This window comes from Streptomyces atratus, from assembly GCF_014648655.1.
Lineage (GTDB): Bacteria > Actinomycetota > Actinomycetes > Streptomycetales > Streptomycetaceae > Streptomyces > Streptomyces atratus.
Genome location: NZ_BMRN01000016.1, coordinates 1 through 22919, shown reverse-complemented (window position 1 = coordinate 22919; position 22919 = coordinate 1). Strand labels below are relative to the sequence as shown.

22 protein-coding genes are annotated in these 22919 nt (G+C 69.3%); 17 read left to right on the top strand and 5 right to left on the bottom strand.

Annotation, left to right across the window (positions count from 1 at the left end; translation table 11 throughout):
• Positions 1-8 precede the first annotated feature (8 nt).
• Entirely contained in the window at positions 9-767 is a 759-nt protein-coding gene (locus tag IEZ15_RS24365) for an enoyl-CoA hydratase/isomerase family protein (protein ID WP_114247828.1), read from the bottom strand.
• A gap of 80 nt (positions 768-847) precedes the next feature.
• Between IEZ15_RS24365 and IEZ15_RS24360 the strand changes: the two genes are divergently transcribed.
• Both IEZ15_RS24360 and IEZ15_RS24355 read left to right on the top strand, forming a co-directional pair.
• Positions 848-1471 carry an HdeD family acid-resistance protein gene (locus tag IEZ15_RS24360; RefSeq protein ID WP_229846089.1) on the top strand — a complete coding sequence of 208 codons (624 nt, stop codon included), beginning with the start codon at positions 848-850 and terminating at the stop codon, positions 1469-1471.
• 134 nt (positions 1472-1605) lie between these two features.
• Entirely contained in the window at positions 1606-2061 is a 456-nt protein-coding gene (locus tag IEZ15_RS24355) for an ATP-binding protein (RefSeq protein ID WP_189279357.1), read from the top strand.
• A gap of 40 nt (positions 2062-2101) precedes the next feature.
• On the opposite strand, the gene idi is transcribed toward IEZ15_RS24355, so the two are convergent.
• From idi to galE, 4 genes are all read right to left on the bottom strand, one after another.
• Positions 2102-2695: an isopentenyl-diphosphate Delta-isomerase gene (gene idi / locus IEZ15_RS24350; protein ID WP_189279356.1), complete on the bottom strand. Its 594-nt coding sequence runs from the start codon at positions 2693-2695 to the stop codon at positions 2102-2104.
• 147 nt (positions 2696-2842) lie between these two features.
• Complete coding sequence (locus IEZ15_RS24345; RefSeq protein ID WP_189279355.1) at positions 2843-4111, bottom strand: bifunctional class I SAM-dependent methyltransferase/N-acetyltransferase; 1269 nt, start codon at positions 4109-4111, stop codon at positions 2843-2845.
• Between the two features lie 205 nt (positions 4112-4316).
• A complete protein-coding gene (locus IEZ15_RS24340) occupies positions 4317-5258 on the bottom strand; it encodes a cation diffusion facilitator family transporter (protein ID WP_189279354.1) in 942 nt (313 codons plus the stop codon).
• Positions 5259-5423: 165 nt separating this feature from the next.
• Positions 5424-6404 carry a UDP-glucose 4-epimerase GalE gene (gene galE / locus IEZ15_RS24335; protein ID WP_189279353.1) on the bottom strand — a complete coding sequence of 327 codons (981 nt, stop codon included), beginning with the start codon at positions 6402-6404 and terminating at the stop codon, positions 5424-5426.
• A gap of 274 nt (positions 6405-6678) precedes the next feature.
• On the opposite strand from galE, the gene IEZ15_RS24330 reads away from it, so the two are divergent.
• The 15 genes from IEZ15_RS24330 to IEZ15_RS24260 form a co-directional block, all read left to right on the top strand.
• A complete protein-coding gene (locus tag IEZ15_RS24330) occupies positions 6679-8463 on the top strand; it encodes a DUF5941 domain-containing protein (RefSeq protein WP_229846088.1) in 1785 nt (594 codons plus the stop codon).
• Positions 8460-9197 (top strand): phosphocholine cytidylyltransferase family protein, encoded by a 738-nt coding sequence (locus tag IEZ15_RS24325; RefSeq protein WP_114247835.1) that lies wholly within the window; start codon positions 8460-8462, stop codon positions 9195-9197. Before IEZ15_RS24330 ends, IEZ15_RS24325 begins: the two co-directional genes overlap by 4 nt.
• A complete protein-coding gene (locus IEZ15_RS24320) occupies positions 9185-10246 on the top strand; it encodes an iron-containing alcohol dehydrogenase family protein (protein ID WP_114247836.1) in 1062 nt (353 codons plus the stop codon). The genes IEZ15_RS24325 and IEZ15_RS24320 overlap by 13 nt, the downstream gene beginning before the upstream one ends.
• Entirely contained in the window at positions 10224-11009 is a 786-nt protein-coding gene (locus IEZ15_RS24315) for a CDP-alcohol phosphatidyltransferase family protein (protein ID WP_189279352.1), read from the top strand. Before IEZ15_RS24320 ends, IEZ15_RS24315 begins: the two co-directional genes overlap by 23 nt.
• 8 nt (positions 11010-11017) lie before the next feature.
• The gene (locus IEZ15_RS24310; protein WP_189279439.1) at positions 11018-11890 is read left to right on the top strand and encodes a glycosyltransferase family 2 protein; all 873 of its coding nucleotides are present in this window, start codon (positions 11018-11020) and stop codon (positions 11888-11890) included.
• A gap of 107 nt (positions 11891-11997) precedes the next feature.
• Positions 11998-12927 (top strand): ABC transporter permease, encoded by a 930-nt coding sequence (locus IEZ15_RS24305; protein WP_189279351.1) that lies wholly within the window; start codon positions 11998-12000, stop codon positions 12925-12927.
• Entirely contained in the window at positions 12920-13705 is a 786-nt protein-coding gene (locus tag IEZ15_RS24300; protein WP_114247839.1) for an ABC transporter ATP-binding protein, read from the top strand. Before IEZ15_RS24305 ends, IEZ15_RS24300 begins: the two co-directional genes overlap by 8 nt.
• Positions 13706-14150: 445 nt before the next feature.
• Complete coding sequence (gene hpnC, locus IEZ15_RS24295) at positions 14151-15071, top strand: squalene synthase HpnC (RefSeq protein WP_189279350.1); 921 nt, start codon at positions 14151-14153, stop codon at positions 15069-15071.
• A 29-nt stretch (positions 15072-15100) separates the two neighbouring features.
• Complete coding sequence (hpnD, locus tag IEZ15_RS24290; RefSeq protein ID WP_189279349.1) at positions 15101-16021, top strand: presqualene diphosphate synthase HpnD; 921 nt, start codon at positions 15101-15103, stop codon at positions 16019-16021.
• A gap of 121 nt (positions 16022-16142) precedes the next feature.
• A complete protein-coding gene (gene hpnE, locus IEZ15_RS24285) occupies positions 16143-17531 on the top strand; it encodes a hydroxysqualene dehydroxylase HpnE (RefSeq protein ID WP_189279348.1) in 1389 nt (462 codons plus the stop codon).
• Positions 17528-18631, top strand: a complete 1104-nt coding sequence (locus tag IEZ15_RS24280; protein WP_189279347.1) for a polyprenyl synthetase family protein — start codon at positions 17528-17530, stop codon at positions 18629-18631. The genes hpnE and IEZ15_RS24280 overlap by 4 nt, the downstream gene beginning before the upstream one ends.
• Before the next feature lie 107 nt (positions 18632-18738).
• Positions 18739-20739: a squalene--hopene cyclase gene (shc, locus tag IEZ15_RS24275; RefSeq protein WP_189279346.1), complete on the top strand. Its 2001-nt coding sequence runs from the start codon at positions 18739-18741 to the stop codon at positions 20737-20739.
• Complete coding sequence (locus IEZ15_RS24270; RefSeq protein ID WP_189279345.1) at positions 20739-21398, top strand: phosphorylase family protein; 660 nt, start codon at positions 20739-20741, stop codon at positions 21396-21398. The genes shc and IEZ15_RS24270 overlap by 1 nt, the downstream gene beginning before the upstream one ends.
• Before the next feature lie 5 nt (positions 21399-21403).
• Positions 21404-22423 (top strand): adenosyl-hopene transferase HpnH, encoded by a 1020-nt coding sequence (gene hpnH / locus IEZ15_RS24265; protein ID WP_114247845.1) that lies wholly within the window; start codon positions 21404-21406, stop codon positions 22421-22423.
• 4 nt (positions 22424-22427) lie between these two features.
• A partial coding sequence (locus tag IEZ15_RS24260; protein WP_189279344.1) for a flavodoxin-dependent (E)-4-hydroxy-3-methylbut-2-enyl-diphosphate synthase occupies positions 22428-22919 on the top strand: 492 nt, incomplete at its 3' end.

Below are 22919 nucleotides of genomic sequence, written 5' to 3'. Positions count from 1 at the left end.
CGGGGGCGTCACGACCCCGTCGTCCAGGTGAAGCGCGGCGCGCGCCGCTCCAGGAACGCGGCGACACCCTCCGCGGTGTCGCCGCTGCGCCGAGCCTGCTCCGCCCAGTACGCGTCGCGGTCCTCGCGCCCGCCGGCGAACTCCTTCGCCGCCGCCTGCGTCAGCCGCGAGCGCGCTGACAGGGTGCGTACGTACGAGTCGACCCGCTTGTCCAGCTCACCGGCCGGCAGCACCTCGTCCACCAGACCGGTCCGCAGTGCCCGTGCGGTGTCGATCAGCTCGCCGGAGAACAGTAGATGCTTCGCGGCGGCCGGGCCGATCAGCGCCACCAGCCGCCGGGTCGACGACGCGGCATACACGACCCCGAGCCTGGCCGGTGTCACGCCGAACGACGCACCCTCCTCGGCGAACCGCAGATCGCAGGCGGCCGCGAGCTGGCTGCCGCCGCCCACGCAGTAGCCGCGGACCGCCGCCAGCGTCGGCCCGGGGAAAGCGGCCAGCGCCTCCTCTGCCGCCACGGCGAGCGCCTGTGGATCACTCGCCGGATCCCGGAGCGAGGAGATGTCCGCACCGGCGCAGAAGGTGTCCCCGGCGCCCGTCAGCACCAGCACCCGGACCGCGGGGTCGGCGGCCAGCTGCTCCAGCAGACCGGGCAGTGTGCTCCACATTGCGGCCGTCATCGCATTGCGTTTGGCGGGGTTGCTGATGACGACAGTGGCGACTCCGCCCGCGACGGTGTGCTCCAGCCGGGGTTCCGTACGGTCCATGCGCCGGATGCTATCCGTACGGTCCGAACCTATGATCAAGAAGGGGCCGCCGGACAGGCACGCACTGTGAGGAGCTTCCCGTGGCCGATCCCGCAGTCGAGGGCAAGAAGCTGAGCCGCAGTTTCGGCCGGCTGGCGCTGCTCGGCACCCTTCTCGCCGTGGCCGGTCTGGTCGGCCTTGTCTACACCGGCGTCGCGACGCTCACCTCGATGCTCCTCTTCGGCTGGCTTTTGCTGATCGGCGGCCTCGTCGGGCTGCTCCACGCCATCGAGTCCCGCGGCACCAACTACTTCTGGCTGGGCGTCGTGGTGGCCGCACTGAACATCGCCGCCGGAGTCGTCGTCATCCGCCATCCGCACGGCACGGCCGAGGCGCTGACCATGTTCGCCGCGCTCCTCTTCCTGACCGGTGGGCTGTTCCGGCTGGTGGGCAGCGTCGTGGTGCGTGGTCCGCAGTTCGGCTGGACGCTGCTGCAAGGAGCCTTCGGCCTGATGCTGGGGCTGCTGGTGCTCTTCGACTGGCCGCACAGCAGCCGCTACGTGCTCGGCCTCTTCTTCTCACTGGCGCTGCTCTTCGACGGGCTCGGCCTGATCGCGATCGGGGTCGGCGGCCGCCGTATCGTCTCCATGGTCTCGGAACAACAGGTGGCCGGAGAGCTGCCGGACACCTCCACCGGAGAGGATCAGAACCGGTCCAGGAGCTGATGGTTTCGAGCTTGTCCGGTCAAAACCTGCCGATAGAAGTCGACTTTTGTTCAGTAGCACGGTCCGGACCGACTATGCCCCGCACCCTGTAATCGACGTGCAGTCACCATCGAGTCGAGAGCGGGTACCGGACTATGGAGAGCCGCGGGAGTGTCCCCGCCCGGCCCGTGTCGTACGAGGGAGTCTGGCGGTTCACCGCCCCGGCCGTGGACGTCTCCGTACCGCAGGCCAGGCATGCCGTGCGCGATCTGCTGAACCGCCAGGGCGTGCCGATGGACGACGACATCGCCGAGGGCCTGCTGCTCATCGTCTCCGAGCTGGTCACCAATGCCGTGAAGCATGCCGCGCTGCTCTCGCCGGAGCTCGCCGTCGAGGTGGCCGTCGGCGCGGAATGGGTCAGAGTGTCCGTCGAGGACAACCATCCCTACCGTCCGACGGCCCTGGAGACGGACTACGCGCAGACCGGCGGGCGCGGCCTGCTCCTGGTCCGGGAGATCGCCCGGGAAGCGGGCGGCGCCTGCGATGTGGAGCACACCGCAGGCGGCGGAAAGATCATCTGGGCGGCACTGCCGCTGCGCCCGCAGCTCTGACCACCTGCATTCGCTGCGGCACCCGGTGCCCTCGCGCCCGCTACCAGCCGGCGGCCGGTCCGGTCAGCTCCTTGATCGCCGGCCGTGCGGCATCCAGCACCGTCATGAACCAGGCCGAGAACGGCGCCCGGGCATGCTGCTCGGTCAGCTCATCGGCTGTCACGAACGCGGTCTCGCCGACTTCCTCCGGGTCCGGGTGCAACTGGTCCTGCGCCATCCCCACGAAGAGATGGTTGAACTCCTGCTCCACCAGGCCGGAGGCCGGGTCGGGGTGGTTGTAGCGGACCGTGCCCGCCTCCGCCAGCAGGGAGGGCGAGACCCCCAGCTCCTCGTACGTACGCCGGGCGGCGGCGGCGAAGGGCGCCTCCCCCGGGTAGGGGTGGCCGCAGCAGGTGTTCGACCAGACACCGGGGGAGTGGTACTTACCGAGCGCGCGGCGCTGCAGCAGCAGCCTGCCCTGCTCGTCGAAGAGGAACACCGAGAAAGCCCGGTGCAGTTGACCGGGCGGCTGATGGGCGGCGAGCTTCTCCGCCGTACCGATGGTGGTGCCGTTCTCATCGACCAGTTCGAGCATGATCGCTTCTGTTGTGCCATTCGACGAGCTGTTCGCCGCAGTGGCTGGTGTGGTCGGCATACCCATCCTTCGCTATGGTCCCGGCCCCGTGCGCCGGTCCCGTCGAGTCCGCTCAAGTCTGCCGTACAAAAGCCGCTTGTCCGCACTTCGGGTCCTGGCATGTCCGGCCCCACCGCGCCACGGGGCACGGCGGGGCCGGACGGCACATCAGACGCCGAAAGCCGCCGGGTAACGGATCGTGCCCTGCGGCACCGGCACGGAGTCGTCGAGCACCAGGGCCATCATCGCTTCGTCCGGGACATCGAAGCCCGGCCGGATCCCGTACCGGGACGCCGGTACGAAACCGAACTTCGGGTAGTACTCGGGATGACCGAGTACCAGGACGAGCGGCTCGCCCCGCAGCCGGGCCGCGTCGAGCGCGGCCCGCACCACGGCCTGCCCGGCACCCTGCCGCTGACGGTCCGGGGCCGTCGCCACCGGGGCCAGCGCGAGCGCCGGTGCCTCCCCGACCCGGCACCGGGTCAGCAGCGCGTACGCCGCGATGTCGCCGTCCGGGCCGTCCAGCGCGACGTACCCGAGGCCGGGCAGCCAGGCCGCCGGATCGGAGCGCAGCGCGTCGACGAGAGCGGCTTCGTCCGGCGTCGCGAACGCTTCGGCGTTGACCGCGTGCACGGCCTCGATGTCCGCCGCCGTCTCCGGCCGGGTCGTCCAGCGTGGGTCGGCGGGGCGCAGTACGTAGCAGGCGTAGCCGTACTCCGTACCGTGGTCGCGCCGCATGGCCAGCTCCTCGCGGCTCGCCGCGAGCGCCCACTCCATACCGGGAGCCGATGTGTCGGCGGCCTCGACACGCTCGGCGAGCGGGACGTAGTACTCGTCCCAGTCGCTGTCGGGCTGCACCCGCACCCCGAGGACGTGGTAACCGGCCGCCACGGCTGCCGCGGTGTTGGCTGCCACGGGGCGCAGCGAGGTCTCCTGCTCCCAGAAGGCGCGGGCTTCGTCCGTCGGCGCGTCCGTCGTCCAGACGCACTCGCTGACGACGAGGGAGCCGCCCGGGGCGAGCAGCCGCTTCCAGTCACGCAGAGCGGTGTCGAAACCGATGATGTACGCGGACCCCTCGGCCCAGACGAGATCGAACGACCCGTCCGGGAAGTCGGGACCGGAGAGCTCGGCCATGTCGGCCCGGACCGTATTGATGCGGTCGCTGAGCCCACGGGCTTCGGCCGCCTCGCGCAATTCGTCGAGGAACGGCTCGTGGAGATCGACGGCGGTCACCTCGGCGCCCGCCTCGGCGGCGAGCAACAGCGCGGCGCGGCCGGGCCCGCAGCCCAGATCCAGGACGCGTGGACGGCGCGGCAACGGGCCGGTGAGCCCCAGCATCCGCCGGGTGGTGGCATCGGAGCCGGGGCTCTGCCGGGGCAGGTTGTGATGCAAGGAGAAGAACGCCTCAAAACGGACGGCGTGATCGTTGTCGGTCAACGTGGGAACCCTTGTGTGTGAGGGCTCCGGCAGGCGTGTCGACCCGGTGCGAGTCGGGCGCTAGCCGAGAACCCGGGAGATGAAGAGGGACCGGATGCTGCGCCGGGCAGGCGCCTTCGCGACGGTCATCAACCTCAGCTCCTCTCTCGGACACGGGGCCCACACGCCCCGCCGAACACCCTACACGGCCCTGCTGAACGGCAGTTCAGTGGCAGAGCTTGGCTTCGTGCTCGGCATGGCCGCTCGGCTCCAGCTGGAATGTGCAGTGCTCCACGTCGAAGTGGACACCGAGGCAGCCCTGCAGTTCATGGAGGAGCTTCTCGTGACCGATCGAATCGAGCATGTCCTGGCGCACCACCACATGGGCGGAGAGCACCGGCATCCCCGACGTGATCGTCCAGGCATGCAGGTCATGGACGTCCAGCACTCCGGGCAGGGCGATGATGTGGGCCCGTACCTCAGCCATGTCGACGCCCTTGGGCGCTGCCTCCAGCAGCACATTGAGCGTCTCTCTGAGCAGCTTCACCGTACGGGGGACGATCATCAGGCCGATCACCAGGGAGGCGATCGGGTCGGCGGCCTGCCAGCCCGTGGTCAGGATGATTCCGGCCGAGATCAGCACGGCGAACGAGCCGAGCGTGTCCGCGAGCACCTCCAGATAGGCGCCGCGCACATTGATGCTGTCCTTCTGGCCGCGGAGCAGCAGCGACAGGGAGACCATGTTGGCGACCATGCCGACCAGGGCGAAGACGATCGTCAGTCCGCCCCTGGTCTCGGCCGGGGTGATGAAGCGCTGGATCGCCTCGAGGAACAGAAAGCCGCCCACACCTAGCAGCAGCAGACAGTTGGCCAGGGCGGCGAGGATCTCGGCGCGGGCGAAGCCGAAGGTTCGGTTGAGCCCGGCCGGGCGGTTGGCGAAGTGGATCGCCAGCAGCGCCATGCCCAGGCCCAGGGCGTCGGTCGCCATATGGGCCGCGTCGGCGATCAGGGCGAGCGAGTCGGAGAGCAGCCCCCCGACGATCTCCATGACCATCACGGTGAGCGTGATGCACAGCGCGATCCGCAGCCGTCCCTTGTATGCGGCAGCTGCCGTGCCGGTGGGCGGTGGCCCGCCGTGTGTGTGCCCGTGGTCGTGCCCTGCCCCCATGGGGACGCCTCCCGGTCGCTCGCGGACTCGGACGCGATCCGCCCGAGCACTGCCAGTGAACTACGGGTGGGGGGTATCGGGCAACACGGCACTGAACACCGTTGTCATATGCCCTGACCTGCGGAAATGGTTGCAGGTCAGGGCGGTGGGGTGATCGTCGGCGGCTCAGTTGCCGTGTGCCTCGGGGTGGTGCAGGCGCCAGCCCTGCCAGGCCGACTCGACCATCTCGCGTACTCCGCGCCGGGCCGTCCAGCCGAGCTCCTCGGACATCCGGACGGCGGACGCGACGGCCTTTGCCGCATCGCCGGGGCGGCGCGCCTCGATCTCCGGCTTCTCCGGTCGGCCGCTGACCTCGCCCACCAGGCCGGCGAGCTCGCGCACCGAGACGCCCTCGCCGCGGCCGATGTTCACGGTCAGGTCCCCGGCATCCTGCTCGGCCAGCCTCCGGGCGACGGCGAGATGCGCGTCGGCGAGGTCCGCGACATGGATGTAGTCGCGGATGCAGGTGCCGTCGGGTGTCGCATAGTCGTCACCGAAGATCCGGGGGGCCTCGCCACGGGTCAGCCGGTCGAAGAACATCGGAATCACATTGAAGACACCGGTGTCCGACAGTTCCGGCGTGGCCGCTCCGGCCACGTTGAAGTAGCGCAGACAGCCGGTGGACAGGGAGTGTGCCCTCCCGGTCGCCCGGACCAGCCACTCCCCGGCGAGCTTCGTCTCACCGTACGGATTGATCGGAACACAAGGAGTGTCCTCGGTGATGAGTTCCACATCCGGTACGCCGTACACCGCGGCCGAGGACGAGAACAGGAAGCGCCGCACACCGGCGGCGACGACGGCCTCCAGGAGGACGGTCAGTCCGGCCATGTTCTCCCGGTAGTACAGCAGCGGCTTCTCGACGGACTCGCCGACCTGCTTCTTCGCTGCGAGATGCACCACACCGGTCACGTCGTACTGAGCCAGTACCCGGTCGAGCAGCGCACGGTCGGCGGCCGAACCCCGGATCAGTGGAACATCTGCCGGGAGCCGCTCGACGACACCGGTCGAAAGGTCGTCGAGGGCGACCACCCACTCACCGGCACCCACCATGGACCGCACCACATGTGCACCGATATATCCCGCTCCGCCCGTGATCAGCCATGTCATGCGGGTCAGCCTAGGTGTATGCCATCGCGTTTTGTCAGCCGAGGCGGGGATCGACGATGATGATCGCGGACGGCGCCGCATGATGCCGGTCCACCCCGAACGGAGCACAAACGGGCAGTGAACTCCCGCTTCCGTTCATCCGATAGCCTCTGCCGACGTGCCGCCGGCCCGCTTGTGGGCCGCACTGTCGCGCGCCGACCCCGTCAGCACCAAGGAGTGAGTTCGTCTGTCGACCGCCATCCTCACCGGTGCACCGGTACCCGGATCGTCGCTCGTGGACGACCTGCGGTCACTGGGCTTCGACGTACAGATCGCCGCCGATGTGACCGAGGCCGCACGGCTGCTCTCGGCCGTCCCCGCGGACCGTCGCGTCGCACTGGTCGATCCCCGTTTCGTCGGCCATGTCCATGCCCTCCGGCTCGGGCTGACCGACCCGCGCTTCCCCGCCGCCACCGTGCCCGGTGCGCTGACCGCGCAGCCGGACGCGCGGTCAGCGCTCGTCCGCGCTCTGAGTACCACCGCCGCGGCCGTCGGCGCGGGCGTCCCGACCGGCCCGGGCGCGACCACGACGACGGTCACCGACCGCACCGTGCCGGGCCGCCTCGCCGTCACCATGGACGCCGAAGGCACCGCCGTGCAGCGCCCCGAGCTCGGCTCGCTGGTCGCCGCCGTCCCGGCCGACGAGCCGGCGCGCACCGCCGCGCAGAGCGCCGTCGCCGAGGTCGACGACGAGGCGGTACGGCTGCGCAGCGCCGTGAAGGCCCACGACGGCTTCTTCACCACATTCTTCATCAGCCCGTACTCCCGCTACATCGCCCGCTGGTGCGCCCGCCGCGGTCTCACTCCGAACCAGGTCACCACCGCATCCCTGCTCACCGCGCTGATCGCGGCGGGCAGTGCGGCGACCGGCACCCGCGGCGGCTACATCGCCGCCGGACTGCTGCTGCTCTTCTCCTTCGTCCTGGACTGCACCGACGGGCAGCTCGCCCGCTACTCGCTGCAGTACTCGACGATGGGTGCCTGGCTGGACGCCACCTTCGACCGGGCCAAGGAGTACGCGTACTACGCGGGCCTCGCGCTCGGCGCCGCCCGCGGCGGTGACGACGTATGGGCACTGGCCCTCGGCGCGATGGTGCTCCAGGCCTGCCGCCATGTCATCGACTTCTCGTTCAACGAGGCGAACCATGACGCGGTGGCCAATTCAAGCCCCACGGCGGCCCTCTCCGACAGGCTCGACAGTGTCGGCTGGACGGTCTGGGTGCGCCGGATGATAGTGCTGCCGATCGGCGAGCGCTGGGCGATGATCGCGGTACTGACCGCGGTGACCACGCCCCGGATCGTCTTCTACGCCCTGCTCATCGGCTGCGCCTTTGCGGCCTGCTACACCACCGCGGGCCGCCTGCTGCGCTCGCTGACCCGCAAGGCGGAGCGCACCGACCGCGCCGCCCGGGCACTCGCCGACCTGGCCGACTCCGGTCCCATTGCGCAGATCGTGGCGGTACGGGGCCCCCGGATCGGGGGCGCCTGGAGCGCACCCGTGATCGCGCTCGTCGGCGCGGGGGCACTGATCGCCGCCGCTCTGCAGCAGCCGTTCGGCAGCAAGCAGATGATCTTCGCCGCGGTCTTCTACGCGATCTGCTCGGGGATTGCCGTGGCCCGCCCCCTCAAGGGCGCCCTCGACTGGCTCGTACCCCCGATATTCAGGGCGGCGGAGTACTGCACCATCCTCGTTCTCGCCGCCCGCAGCGATGTCCCGGGAGCCCTTCCGGCAGCCTTCGGGCTGGTCTCGGCCGTCGCCTACCATCACTACGACACGGTGTACCGCATTCGCGGCGGCACCGGCGCGCCGCCCCAGTGGCTGGTACGCACGATCGGTGGGCACGAGGGCCGCACTCTGGTGGTGGCCGTACTCGCCGCCGTACTCACTCAGCATTCAGCGTTCACCGTGGCACTCACCGCTCTCGCGGTGGCTGTGGCACTGGTGGTGCTCGTGGAGTCCATCCGCTTCTGGGTGTCCTCCGGAGCACCCGCCGTACACGACGAAGGAGAACCCGCATGATCGGCCTCGTACTGGCAGCCGGTGCAGGACGGCGTCTGCGCCCCTACACCGACACGCTCCCGAAGGCTCTCGTGCCTGTCGACGGCGAGAAGACAGTGCTGGACCTCACGCTGGCGAACTTCGCGGAGATCGGCCTCACCGAGGTCGCCGTCGTCGTCGGCTACCGCAAGGAAGCCGTGTACGAGCGCAAGGCCGAGCTCGAGGCGAAGTACGGCGTGACCCTCACCCTGATCGACAACGACAAGGCCGAGGAGTGGAACAACGCCTACTCCCTGTGGTGCGCCCGTGATGTCCTGACGCGCGGCGTCATCCTGGCCAACGGTGACACCGTCCACCCGGTCTCCGTCGAGAAGACCCTGCTCGCCGCCCGGGGCAACGGCCAGAAGATCATCCTCGCCCTCGACACGGTGAAGCACCTCGCCGACGAGGAGATGAAGGTCATCACCGAGGGCGACAAGGGTGTGCGACACATCACCAAGCTGATGGACCCGGCCACCGCGACCGGTGAGTACATCGGCGTCACCCTCATCGAGCCCGAGGCCGCCGCGGAGCTCGCCGACGCCCTGAAGGCGACGTTCGAACGCGACCCCGACCTCTACTACGAGGACGGCTACCAGGAGCTCGTGAACCGCGGCTTCACCATCGACGTGGCCCCCATCGGCGAAGTGACGTGGGTGGAGATCGACAACCACGACGACCTCGCGAAGGGCCGTGAGATCGCGTGCCTGTACTGACCCGGCTCATCCCGTCCCCGGTCGTCGTCGACATCCGCCGCGGCGCCCTGGACGATCTGGCCGGTCTCCTCGCCGACCAGCGGATCTCCTCCTCCGGCAAGCTCGCCGTCGCGATCAGCGACGGTTCGGGGCGAGCCCTGCGCGAGCGGCTGGCCCCCGCGCTGCCCGGCGCCCACTGGTACCCGGTCACCGACGGCACCCTCGACTCGGCCGTCAAGCTCGCCGACGACATCAAGGGCAACCGGTACGACGCCGTGGTCGGCCTCGGCGGCGGCAAGATCGTCGACGTGGCGAAGTACGCCGCAGCGCGCGTCGGCCTGCCCATGGTCGCGGTGGCGACGAACCTCGCCCACGACGGTCTCTGCTCGCCGGTCGCGACACTGGACAACGACAACGGCCGGGGCTCCTACGGGGTACCCACCCCGATCGCCGTCGTCATCGACCTCGACATCGTCCGCGAGGCACCGGCCCGCTTCGTACGCTCCGGCATCGGCGACGCGGTCTCCAACGTCTCCTGCGTGGCCGACTGGGAACTCGCCCACGAGGTCAACGGCGAGGAGATCGACGGACTCGCCGCGGCCATGGCCCGGCAGGCCGGCGAGGCGGTGCTGCGCCACCCCGGCGGGATCGGCGACGACGCCTTCCTCAAGGTGCTGGCCGAGGGCCTCGTACTGACCGGCATCTCGATGTCGGTCGCCGGGGACTCCCGGCCGGCCTCGGGCGCCTGCCACGAGATCAACCACGCCTTCGATCTGCTGTACCCCAAGCGTGCGGCGAGCCACGGCGAGCAGGTCGGCCTCGGTGCCTGCTTCGCCATGCATCTGCGCGGTGCGCGCGAGGAATCGCTGCTCATGGCGGTCACCCTGCGCCGCCACGGGCTGCCCGTACTGCCCGAAGACATCGGTTTCACCGCCGACGAGTTCGTCAGGGCCGTCGACTACGCCCCGCAGACCCGCCCGGGACGCTTCACGATCCTGGAACACCTCAACCTGTCCACCGACCAGATCAGGGACGCGTACGCCGACTATGCCAAGACCATCAGTAGCTGAACTCCGCCCGGTCGTTCACCCGGACGGAGTGAAGGACCGGCGCAGCGGTGAACACTGGGCCGGGCGCATGTACATGCGAGAGATCTCGCTGCACATAGACCCGTACCTGGTGAACACGAAGATCACGCCGAACCAGCTCACCTACCTCATGGTGGTCGTGGGCGTCATAGGCGGCGCCGCCCTGCTGATCCCGGGGCTGACCGGCGCGATCCTCGCGGTCGTGCTGTTCCAGATCTACCTCCTGCTGGACTGTGTCGACGGAGAGGTCGCCCGCTGGCGCAAGCAGACCTCGATCACCGGTGTCTACCTCGACCGGATCGGCCACTACCTCTGCGAGGCGGCCCTCCTGGTCGGCTTCGGCATCCGGGGTGCGGACGTCTTCCACCAGAACGGCACCTCGACCAACTGGCTGTGGGCGTTCCTCGGGACGCTCGCCGCGCTCGGCGCGATCCTGATCAAGGCCGAGACCGACCTGGTCGACGTCGCCCGCCAGCGCAGCGGACTGCCCGCCGTCAAGGACGAGGCGTCCGTGCCGCGCTCCTCCGGTCTGGCGCTCGCCCGCCGCGCCGCTGCCGCGCTGAAGTTCCACCGCCTCGTCGGCGGCATCGAGGCCAGCCTCTTCATTCTGGTGGCCGCGATCCTCGATGTGGTCCACGGCGACCTGTTCTTCAGCCGCCTCGGCATCGCGATCCTGGCCGGCATCGCCATCGTCCAGACCCTGCTGCACCTCGTGTCGATCCTGGCGTCGAGCAGGTTGAAGTGAGCACCCCCATGAAGCTCGGCGCGGTCATCATCACGATGGGCAACCGTCCCGAAGAGCTGCGCGCCCTCCTCGATTCGGTCGCCGAGCAGGACGGCGACCGGATCGAAGTGGTGGTCGTCGGCAACGGCGCCCCCGTACCGGACGTCCCCGCGGGTGTACGCACCGTCGAGCTGCCCGAGAACCTCGGCATCCCGGGCGGCCGCAACGTCGGGATCGAGGCATTCGGCCCGTCCGGCGCCGATGTGGATGCCCTGCTCTTCCTCGACGACGACGGACTGCTGCCGCTCACCGACACCGCCGAGCTGTGCCGGCAGGCGTTCGAGGCCGATCCCGAGCTGGGCATCATCAGCTTCCGTATCGCCGACCCCGACACCGGCGTCACCCAGCGCCGCCACGTACCGCGGCTGCGTGCCGCCGATCCGATGCGCTCCTCGCGCGTGACGACCTTCCTCGGTGGTGCCAACGCCGTACGCAGCAAGGTCATCGCCGAGGTCGGGCCGCTGCCCGGCCAGTTCTTCTACGCGCACGAGGAGACCGATCTCGCCTGGCGGGCACTGGACGCCGGCTGGATGATCGACTACCGCGCGGACATGGTTCTCAACCACCCGACGACCGCCCCGTCGCGGCACGCGGTGTACCACCGTATGGTGGCCCGCAACCGGGTCTGGCTGGCCCGGCGCAACCTGCCCGCGCCGCTGGTCCCCGCCTACCTCGGCGTGTGGCTGCTGCTGACTCTGCTGCGCAAGCCTTCCGGCCCGGCTCTCAAGGCATGGTTCGGCGGCTTCCGGGAAGGCTGGTCCACGCCGTGCGGAACCCGCCGTCCCATGAGGTGGCGCACGGTATGGCGGCTGACCAGACTCGGCCGCCCTCCCGTGATCTGAGAGGCTCTCCTCTGAGAGCATGAGTCGTACGTTTTCTCCACGGGACCTGTCCGCTCCGAGCCGCGCCCGCGACTGGCTGCGCATCCTGAATACGAGAGTTTCATCTGGTGAGTGACACAACCCATGATGGTGCGGTCGCACTGAGCACCCCACCATCCGCCGACGACGGGCTGAGCGCGGCCGAGATGGCCACCAAGTACGGCCTGACGGTGAGCGGCGCCCGGCCAGGGCTCTTCGAGTACGTCCGGCAACTCTGGGGCCGCCGCCACTTCATCATGGCGTTCTCCAGGGCGAAGCTGACCGCCCAGTACAGCCAGGCGAAGCTCGGCCAGCTGTGGCAGGTGGCCACACCGCTGCTCAACGCCCTGGTCTATTACCTGATCTTCGGGCTGATCCTGGGTACCAGGAAGGGAATGACCCAGGAGGTCTTCATCCCGTTCCTGGTGACCGGTGTCTTCGTCTTCACCTTCACCCAGAGCTCGGTGATGGCGGGTGTACGGGCCATCTCCGGCAACCTCGGACTGGTCCGGGCGCTGCACTTCCCGCGCGCCTCGCTGCCCATCTCGTTCTCGCTCCAGCAGCTCCAGCAGCTGCTGTTCTCGATGATCGTGCTCGCGGTCGTGGCCGTCGCCTTCGGCAGCTATCCGGGTCCCTCCTGGCTGCTGATCATCCCGGCGCTGGTGATGCAGTTCCTCTTCAACACCGGCCTGGCGATGATCATGGCCAGGCTCGGCAGCAAGACCCCCGACCTCGCCCAGCTGATGCCGTTCGTCATGCGGACCTGGATGTACGCGTCGGGCGTCATGTTCTCCATCCCGGTGATGCTCAAGGACAAGCCGGACTGGATCGCCAACGTGCTCCAGTACAACCCGGCGGCCATCTATATGGACCTGATCCGCTTCGCGCTGATCGACGGCTACGGCTCGGAGAACCTGCCGTCGCACGTCTGGGCCGTGGCGCTCGCCTGGGCGGTCCTCGTCGGCGTCGTGGGCTTTGTGTACTTCTGGAAGGCAGAGGAACGGTACGGCCGTGGCTGACGACAACACTTCGGGGCGTGTCCCCACCGTCATCGCCGACGATGTGCACATCGTGTACCGGGTCAATGGCGCCGGCGGAGGCAAGGGCAGCGCCACTGCGGCGCTGAGCCGGATATTGCGCCGCGGCAAGGGCGAGTCGCGCGGTGTGCGGAAGGTGCACGCCGTCCGCGGGGTCTCCTTCACCGCCTATCGCGGCGAGGCCATCGGCCTCATCGGGACGAACGGCTCCGGCAAGTCGACCCTGCTGCGGGCCATCGCCGGTCTGCTGCCGACCGAGCACGGCAAGGTGTACACCGACGGCCAGCCGTCTCTGCTCGGCGTGAACGCGGCGCTGATGAGCGATCTGACCGGCGAGCGCAACGTGGTGCTCGGGGGTCTCGCGATGGGTATGTCGCGCGAGGAGATCCGCGAGCGCTACCAGGGCATCGTCGACTTCTCCGGCATCAACGAGAAGGGCGACTTCATCACCCTTCCGATGCGGACGTACTCCTCCGGTATGGCCGCCCGGCTGCGCTTCTCCATCGCCGCCGCGAAGAACCACGACGTCCTCATGATCGACGAGGCGCTGGCGACCGGTGACCGCAAGTTCCAGATCCGCTCCGAGAAGCGCATCAGGGAGCTCCGCAAGGAAGCGGGCACCGTCTTCCTGGTCAGCCACAGCAACAAGTCCATCAGGGACACCTGCGACCGGGTGCTGTGGCTGGAGAAGGGCGAGCTGCTGATGGACGGACCGACGGACGAGGTCCTCAAGGCGTACGAGCGCGAGACCGGGAAATAGCTGCTCCCGGGTCCCGTGACGCCGAGGCGGCCTCTGCCGGAACTCTCCGGCGGAGGCCGCCTCGGCGTCCGGGGCGCGGACTCCCAGCGGAGCCCATCACCCCCGGCGGGATGCCCTGCACAAGATCTCCTCCCGTCGGATGACGTCAATTTCCTTGCGCACGGGGAAGGTTGGCAGGGCAGGGCGCGTTGTTCTCCCGGGCGTAACACCCCGACGTATCGATGAGCGTTGTACAACGTAAGCTGTAGCGGTGCTGATTCGTTGCAAGTGGGGCGATAGTGCCTGGCCATACGGCCTGGCGGCGTGCTCCGCACTCGGCAGAGCGGGCGGCGTGTCCGGAATGGGATGTTTTAGGTCAGCAGTGTAGAACGGGAGATGTGACGGCTATGACGGAAAATCTCCAGCTCCGAGGTGCTCACGCCGTCCCAACGCCGGGCGGTCGGTGGTGACCCGTACCCAGCAGGCGCACCCCGATGCCGCCGTGCCCAGCACCCTCGACAAGGCCGCGGACGAGAATTTCCCCGTAGCCCCCTTCTTTCTGCCGCGCGCCTGGCGCGACGACCTGATGGCCGTCTACGGCTACGCCCGTCTCGTCGACGACATCGGCGACGGCGATCTCGCCCCCGGCGGTGCGGACGCCCGCCATCTCGGGCTCGACCCGGCGCAGACCGAGGACCGGCTCGCCATGCTCGATGCCTTCGAGGCCGATCTGTACCGGGTCTTCGACACCGCGGGCGACGGCCCGCGCCACCCCTTGCTGCGTGCCCTGCGCCCCACTGTGCGGCGCTGCGCGCTCACTCCCGATCCCTTTCTCGGCCTCATCGAGGCGAACAGGCAGGACCAGAAGGTCCGCCGCTACGGGACGTACGAGGACCTCGTCTCCTACTGCGAGCTCTCTGCCAACCCCGTGGGCCGACTTGTCCTGCAGATCACCGGAACCGCCAGCCCCGAACGCATCCGCCGCTCCGACGCCGTGTGCACGGCCCTGCAGATCGTCGAGCACCTCCAGGACGTCACCGAGGACCTCGGCCGCGACCGGATCTATCTGCCCGCGGACGACATGGCCCGGTTCCATGTCCGCGAGACCGATCTGGCCGTTCCGTCGGGGGGCGCATCGGTGCGTTCGCTGGTTGCGTACGAAGCAGAACGCGCTCGGGAACTGCTGAATGAAGGCACCCCCCTGGTGGGTAGCGTCCACGGCAGGCTCAAGCTGCTTCTCGCCGGATTCGTGGGAGGGGGGCGTGCCGCCCTCACCGCGATCGCGGCCGCCGGGTTCGACGTACTGCCCGGACCGCCCAAGCCCACCAAGCCCAGCCTGCTGCGCGAGGTGGGAGTTGTCTTGCGAAGAGCGCGTAGAGAGGGGTGAGCCGGACCGTGGAGGGACAGACGACGTATATGTCGGCACCGGTACAGGCCGCATACAGTTACTGCGAGGCGGTCACCGGACAGCAGGCGCGTAACTTCGCGTACGGCATCAGGCTGCTGCCGGCCGAAAAGCGACAGGCCATGTCGGCGCTGTACGCCTTCTCCCGTCGTGTCGACGACATCGGCGACGGCGAGCTGCAGCCGGAGACCAAGCGGACCCGCCTGGAGAGCACCCGCACACTGCTGGACCGGATCCGGGGCGGCGTGATCGACGAGGACGACACCGACCCGGTGGCCGTCGCGCTCGCCGACGCCGCGCGCAGATTCCCGCTCCCGCTCGGCGGCCTCGACGAACTCATCGACGGCGTGCTGATGGATGTGCGCGGTGCGACGTACGAGACCTGGGACGATCTCAAGGTCTACTGCCGCTGTGTCGCAGGTGCCATCGGCCGCCTCAGCCTGGGCGTCTTCGGTACGGAACCGGGTGCTCCCGGCGTCGACCGGGCCGCGGAGTACGCCGACACACTCGGCCTCGCGCTCCAGCTGACCAACATCCTGCGCGACGTACGCGAGGACGCGGGCAACGGGCGTACGTATCTGCCCGCCGACGACCTCGCCAAGTTCGGCTGCTCGGCCGGCTTCCACCGGGCCACCCCACCGCCCGGCGCCGACTTCGCGGGCCTGGTCCACTTCGAGGTACGGCGCGCCCGCGCCCTGTTCGCCGAGGGATACCGGCTGCTGCCGATGCTGGACCGGCGCAGCGGCGCCTGCGTCGCGGCCATGGCGGGCATCTACCGGCGGCTGCTCGACCGGATCGAGCGCGACCCCGAGGCGGTGCTGCGCGGCCGCGTCTCGCTGCCCGGCCACGAGAAGGCGTATGTCGCGGTGCGTGGACTGTCGGGCCTCGATGCGCGATACATCTCCCGCCGCACGGCCAGGGGGCGTGTCTGATGCGCCGACGTACGGACATCTCGCGCACCATGTGCATCACGGTGAGTCGCGTCGATCAGTGGTCAACCCTCTGGTGTACTGGCGCGTCCTTGACTGAAGTGACCTGGCGAAAGGAGGACGCATGACGGACGACGCCCCGCGTTCCTCCCGCGCGGCCGTGATCGGCGGCGGAATCGCCGGCATCACTGCGGCCCTGCGTCTCGCCGACGCCGGGCTTGACGTGACCCTGCTCGAAGGGCGGCCGAGGCTCGGCGGACTTGCCTTCTCCTTCCGGCGCGGCGAACTGACGGTCGACAACGGACAGCATGTCTATCTGCGCTGCTGCACCGCTTACCGCTGGTTCCTCGACCGCGTTGACGGGACCCGGCTGGCTCCCCTGCAAAACCGTTTGGACGTGCCTGTTCTCGATGTCGGGCGTCCCTCCGGCCCCCGGCTGGGACGGCTGCGCCGCAACGCACTGCCGGTGCCGTTCCACCTTGCCGCCGGACTCGCCGGCTATCCGCATCTCTCGCTCATCGAGCGGGCGAGCGTCGGACGCGCCGCACTGGCGCTGGGCCGACTGGACCCGGACGATCCCGCGCTCGACGCCGTCGACTTCGGCAGCTGGCTCGCCCGTCACGGGCAGTCGCCGCGCACCATCGAGGCCCTCTGGGACCTGGTAGGCGTCGCCACACTCAACGCCACCGCCCCGAACTCCTCGCTCGCCCTTGCCGCGAAGGTCTTCAAGACCGGACTCCTCTCCGAACCCGGGGCCGCAGACATCGGATGGGCGAGCGTGCCGCTCGGCGAGGTGCACGACACACTGGCCCGCAAGGCCCTCGACTCCGCCGGGGTACGCACCGAGCTGCGTACGAAGGCATCCTCCATCACCCGTACGGAGGACGGCTGCTGGATCGTCGACACCGGCAGCGAACGGATCGAGGCGGACACCGTCGTCCTCGCGGTACCACAGCGCGAGACCCACGACCTGCTGCCCGAGGGCGCACTCGACGAGCCGGAGCGGCTGCTCGACATCGGCACATCGCCGATCCTCAATGTGCACGTGGTCTACGACCGCAAGGTGCTGCGCCGCCCGTTCTTCGCCGCGCTCGGCTCCCCGGTCCAGTGGGTCTTCGACCGTACGGACGCCTCGGGTCTCACCGGACCCGGCCAGTACCTCGCGGTGTCCCAGTCCGCCGCCGACGAGGAGATCGACCTCCCCGTCGCCGAGCTGCGAAAGCGCTACCTGCCCGAGCTGGAGCGGCTCCTTCCGGCCGCCCGCGGGGCCGGGATCAGGGATTTCTTCGTCACCCGGGAGCGCACGGCGACCTTCGCCCCCGCCCCCGGCGTCGGCCGACTGCGGCCCGGAGCCCGCACTCGTACCCTCGGCCTCAGTCTGGCCGGAGCTTGGACGGCCACCGGCTGGCCCGCGACGATGGAGGGTGCCGTCCGCAGCGGGTTCAGCGCAGCGGACGCCGCACTCCGGACGCTCGGCCGCACCCATGAACATCCGCTGCAGGAGGCGGCATGAGCAGTACCACCGGAACAAGAGGAGAGTCAGTGACCCCGGCGAATCCGGCTATCGACACCGTGGCCGACACCACGGACGTCACCGCGCTTCTGGAGCGCGGAAGGGCCCTTTCCGCGCCGGTGCTCCGGGCCGCCGTTGACCGGCTCGCACCACCCATGGACACCGTCGCCGCCTACCATTTCGGCTGGATCGACGCCCAGGGGCGGCCCTCCGACGGCGACGGCGGCAAGGCCGTGCGCCCGGCGCTCGCCCTGCTGTCCGCGGAGGCGGCCGGCGCTGCCGCCGAGGCCGGCATCCCCGGCGCCGTGGCCGTCGAACTCGTGCACAATTTCTCGCTGCTGCACGACGACCTGATGGACGGTGACGAACAGCGCCGCCACCGCGACACCGTCTGGAAGGTGCACGGCCCCGCCCAGGCGATCCTGGTCGGCGACGCGCTCTTCGCGCTCGCCAACGAGATCCTGCTGGAGCTCGGCACCGTCGAGGCGGGCCGGGCGGCCCGCCGGCTGACCGTCGCCACCCGCAAGCTCATCGACGGGCAGGCCCAGGACATCTCCTACGAGCACCGCGAGCGGGTCACCGTCGAGGAGTGCCTGGAGATGGAGGGCAACAAGACCGGCGCCCTGCTCGCCTGCGCCTGCTCCATCGGTGCGGTCCTCGGCGGCGCCGACGACCGCACCGCCGACACGCTGGAGGCATACGGCTACCACCTCGGCCTCGCCTTCCAGGCCGTCGACGATCTGCTCGGCATCTGGGGCGACCCCGAGTCCACCGGCAAGCAGACCTGGAGCGATCTGCGCCAGCGCAAGAAGTCCCTGCCGGTCGTCGCGGCGCTCGCAGCGGGCGGACCGGCCTCGGAGCGCCTCGGTGAACTGCTCGCCGCCGACGCCAAGAGCAGTGATTTCGACAGCTTCTCCGAAGAGGAGTTCGCCGCCCGTGCGGCGCTCATCGAGGAGGCGGGCGGCCGAGAATGGACCGCCCAGGAGGCCCGTCGGCAGCATGCGGTCGCCATCGAGGCACTGCACCGGGTCGACATGCCGCAAGCCGTGCGGGCGCAGCTCACAGCGCTCGCGGACTTCGTCGTCGTACGAAAGAGATGATCACCATCTGCTCCATATGACTCGCAGTCGCCGGCCGGTGCCCGTCCCGGGCGCCGGCCGACGGAGACCCCAGCACAGCAGAGGAACAACTGCACGAAGGGGAAGCCATGACAGCGACGACCGACGGAAGCACCGGGGCTGTGAGCCCCCGCGCAGCCTCGGCCAGTAATCCGACCGATACAACCATCGCCGCGGACGACGTACTTGCCGCCGCGCGGCGGGCCGCGGAACGCTCGGTGGAGCATCTCCTCGGCAGGCAGGACGAGCAGGGCTGGTGGAAGGGCGACCTCGCCACCAACGTCACCATGGACGCCGAGGACCTGCTGCTCCGTCAATTCCTCGGCATTCAGGAACAGGCCACCGCATCGGCGGCAGGCCGTTTCATCCGCGGCGAACAGCGCGGCGACGGCACCTGGGCCACCTTCCACGGCGGCCCCGGCGAACTCTCCACCACCATCGAGGCGTACGTGGCGCTGCGGCTGGCCGGAGACCGGCCGGACGAACCGCATATGGCCCGCGCTTCGGGATGGATCAGGGAACAGGGCGGAATCGCGGCGAGCCGCGTGTTCACCCGGATCTGGCTCGCCCTCTTCGGCTGGTGGAAATGGGACGACCTGCCGGAACTCCCGCCCGAGCTGATGTTCTTTCCCAAATGGGTTCCGCTCAACATCTATGACTTCGGCTGCTGGGCCCGCCAGACCATCGTGCCGCTCACCATCGTCTCGGCCAAGCGGCCGGTACGCCCGGCCCCCTTCGCCCTCGACGAGCTGCACACCGACCCACGCCACCCGAACCCGCCCAGGCCCGCCGCTCCGGCGGCGAGCTGGGACGGAGTCTTCCAGCGCCTGGACAAGGCACTGCACGCGTACCACCGGATCGCACCTCGCAAGCTGCGCCGGACCGCCATGAACGCCGCGGCCCGCTGGATCATCGAACGCCAGGAGAACGACGGCTGCTGGGGAGGCATCCAGCCGCCCGCCGTGTACTCCGTCATCGCCTTGCATCTGCTCGGCTACGACCTGGACCACCCGGTGATGCGGGCCGGACTCGCCTCGCTCGACCGCTTCGCCGTCTGGCGCGAGGACGGCGCCCGGATGATCGAGGCCTGCCAGTCCCCGGTCTGGGACACCTGCCTCGCCACCATCGCCCTCGCCGACGCCGGGGTCAGCCCCGACCACCCGGCACTGGTGAAGGCCGCGGACTGGATGCTCGGCGAGGAGATCGTGCGGCCCGGCGACTGGTCCGTGCGCCGTCCCCGGCTCAATCCGGGCGGCTGGGCGTTCGAGTTCCACAACGACAACTACCCGGACATCGACGACACCGCGGAGGTGGTCCTCGCGCTGCGCCGGGTCCGCCACCCCGACAAGGCACGCATCGAGTCCGCCATCAGGCGCGGAGTGCGCTGGAACCTCGGCATGCAGTCCCGCAACGGGGCCTGGGGCGCGTTCGACGCGGACAACACCAGCGCGTTCCCCAACCGGCTGCCCTTCTGCGACTTCGGTGAGGTCATCGACCCGCCGTCCGCCGATGTCACCGGTCACGTGGTCGAGATGCTCGCCGTCGAGGGTCGGTCCGGGCACCCCGCCACCCGGCGCGGTATCGAGTGGCTGCTCGCCGAACAGGATGCGAGCGGCGGCTGGTTCGGCCGCTGGGGCGTCAACTACGTATACGGCACAGGGTCGGTGGTGCCCGCACTGGTGGCCGCCGGACTGCCCGTCACGCATCCGGCGATCCGCCGCGCGGTCGGCTGGCTGGAGTCCGTACAGAACGACGACGGCGGCTGGGGCGAGGACCTGCGCTCGTACCAGGAGGACAAGTGGATCGGGCACGGCGCCTCGACCGCCTCCCAGACCGCGTGGGCACTGCTCGCGCTGCTTGCCGCAGGACGGCGTGACAGCAAGGCCGTGCAGCGGGGAGTGTCCTGGCTCAGCGAGACGCAGCAGGCCGACGGATCTTGGGACGAGCCGTACTTCACCGGAACCGGCTTCCCCTGGGACTTCTCCATCAACTACCACCTCTACCGGCAGGTCTTCCCGCTCACCGCACTCGGACGGTACGTGTACGGCGAACCGTTCGCCGACCGCACGGTCACCCGCAAGGGGGCCTGATGGGCGATGGTCCGGGGCCGGCCGGCCCCGCAGCGCCGCTGCTGATCGCCTGTGCGCTCGGGATCGAGCAATTCGCCCTGCGCAGCGGCAGAGGCAGGGCCGGTGACGCTCCGGGCCCGGTGACCGTACTCCGTACGGGCATGGGCCCCAAGGCCGCCGAAGCGGCCATGTCACGGGCGCTCGGTCAGGACCGGGCGCCCGGCACAGCGGTGCTCGCCTCCGGATTCTGCGCCGGGCTGTCACCCGGCATGCACCCCGGGGACCTGGTGGTCGCCGCCGAGACCAGGGAATCCGGGGACGCGACGGTCTGCACCGGCACGGGCCTGCTCGCCGAGGCCCTCGTCAGTGCGGTGCCCGGCCGCACCGTCCACACCGGTCCGCTGACCGGCTCCTCCCATGTCGTACGCGGACATGAGCGGGCCGAGCTGCGGGCCACCGGAGCGATCGCGGTGGACATGGAGTCCGCCGCCACTCTCCGCGCCGCCCTGCGGTCCGGGCCACGCCCGGTTGCCGCCGTACGGGTGGTCGTGGACGCTCCGGAGCATGAGCTCGTCCGCATCGGCACGATACGCGGTGGAATATCGGCTTTCCGTGTTCTCCGTGCCGTCCTACCGGCTTTCTACGAATGGCACCGATCTCTGCTGCTCCCCAGGAGGTGAGCTAGATGGCCATGCCGCTCCGCCAGACCATCAAGGTTGCGACGTACCTCATTGAACAGAAGCTCCGCAAGCGGGACAAGTTCCCGCTCATTGTCGAGCTGGAGCCTTTGTTCGCCTGCAATCTGGCGTGCGAGGGATGTGGAAAGATCCAGCATCCGGCCGGAGTGCTGAAGCAGCGCATGCCGGTGGCCCAGGCCGTCGGCGCGGTACTGGAATCAGGCGCCCCGATGGTTTCCATCGCGGGCGGCGAACCCCTGATGCACCCGCAGATCGACGAAATCGTACGGCAGTTGGTGGAAAGGAAGAAGTACGTCTTCCTCTGCACCAATGCGATGCTGTTGCGTAAGAAGATCGAGAAATTCACCCCGTCGCCGTTCTTCGCATTCGCCGTGCACATCGACGGGCTGCGCGAACGGCATGATGAATCGGTCGCCAAGGAAGGCGTGTTCGACGAGGCGGTGGCGGCGATCAAGGAGGCCAAGCGCCGCGGCTTCCGGGTCACCACGAACTCCACCTTCTTCAACACCGACACCCCGCAGACCATCATCGAGGTCCTGAACTACCTCAATGACGATCTGAAGGTCGACGAGATGATGATCTCGCCCGCCTACGCGTACGAGAAGGCACCCGACCAGGAGCACTTCCTCGGCGTCGAACAGACCCGCGAGCTCTTCAAGAAGTCCTTCGCGGGCGGCAACCGGTCCCGCTGGCGACTGAACCACTCGCCGCTGTTCCTGGACTTCCTGGAGGGCAAGGCGGACTTTCCGTGCACCGCGTGGGCGATCCCGAACTACTCGCTCTTCGGTTGGCAGCGGCCCTGCTATCTGATGAGCGACGGATACGTCCCGACGTACCGCGAACTCATCGAGGAGACCGACTGGGACAAGTACGGCCGGGGCAAGGACCCGCGCTGCGCCAACTGCATGGCGCACTGCGGTTACGAGCCCACCGCCGTCCTCGCCACCATGGGATCGCTGAAGGAATCCCTGCGCGCCATGCGCGAGACCGTCTCCGGGAACGGGTGACGTCATGACCGCTGGAAAACCGGTCGCACTGGGTTTCCCGGAGCTGCCGGCCCGGCCGCTCGCGATGCGCCGCCATTCGCGGCGCATCCAGGTCGGGTCGGTTGCGGTGGGCGGGGATGCGCCGGTGTCGGTGCAGTCGATGACCACGACGCGTACGTCGGACATCGGTGCGACGTTGCAGCAGATCGCGGAGCTGACGGCGTCGGGCTGTCAGATCGTGCGGGTGGCGTGTCCGACGCAGGACGATGCGGACGCGCTGGCGACGATTGCGAGGAAGTCGCAGATCCCGGTGATCGCGGACATTCATTTCCAGCCGAAGTATGTGTTCGCGGCGATTGATGCGGGCTGTGCGGCGGTGCGGGTGAATCCGGGGAACATCAAGCAGTTCGACAACAAGGTGAAGGAGATCGCGCGGGCCGCGAAGGATGCGGGTACGCCGATCCGGATCGGTGTGAATGCCGGTTCGCTGGACGCGCGGCTGCTGAAGAAGTACGGG

Coding starts and splice junctions, on each gene's coding strand:
- IEZ15_RS24365 (WP_114247828.1), bottom strand. CDS start 767: ATGGACCGTACGGAACCCCGGCTGGAGCACACCGTCGCGGGCGGAGTC.
- IEZ15_RS24355 (WP_189279357.1), top strand. CDS start 1,606: ATGGAGAGCCGCGGGAGTGTCCCCGCCCGGCCCGTGTCGTACGAGGGA.
- idi (WP_189279356.1), bottom strand. CDS start 2,695: ATGCCGACCACACCAGCCACTGCGGCGAACAGCTCGTCGAATGGCACA.
- IEZ15_RS24340 (WP_189279354.1), bottom strand. CDS start 5,258: ATGGGGGCAGGGCACGACCACGGGCACACACACGGCGGGCCACCGCCC.
- galE (WP_189279353.1), bottom strand. CDS start 6,404: ATGACATGGCTGATCACGGGCGGAGCGGGATATATCGGTGCACATGTG.
- IEZ15_RS24325 (WP_114247835.1), top strand. CDS start 8,460: ATGATCGGCCTCGTACTGGCAGCCGGTGCAGGACGGCGTCTGCGCCCC.
- IEZ15_RS24315 (WP_189279352.1), top strand. CDS start 10,224: ATGCCAAGACCATCAGTAGCTGAACTCCGCCCGGTCGTTCACCCGGAC.
- IEZ15_RS24310 (WP_189279439.1), top strand. CDS start 11,018: ATGAAGCTCGGCGCGGTCATCATCACGATGGGCAACCGTCCCGAAGAG.
- hpnD (WP_189279349.1), top strand. CDS start 15,101: ATGTCGGCACCGGTACAGGCCGCATACAGTTACTGCGAGGCGGTCACC.
- hpnE (WP_189279348.1), top strand. CDS start 16,143: ATGACGGACGACGCCCCGCGTTCCTCCCGCGCGGCCGTGATCGGCGGC.
- IEZ15_RS24280 (WP_189279347.1), top strand. CDS start 17,528: ATGAGCAGTACCACCGGAACAAGAGGAGAGTCAGTGACCCCGGCGAAT.
- shc (WP_189279346.1), top strand. CDS start 18,739: ATGACAGCGACGACCGACGGAAGCACCGGGGCTGTGAGCCCCCGCGCA.
- IEZ15_RS24270 (WP_189279345.1), top strand. CDS start 20,739: ATGGGCGATGGTCCGGGGCCGGCCGGCCCCGCAGCGCCGCTGCTGATC.
- hpnH (WP_114247845.1), top strand. CDS start 21,404: ATGGCCATGCCGCTCCGCCAGACCATCAAGGTTGCGACGTACCTCATT.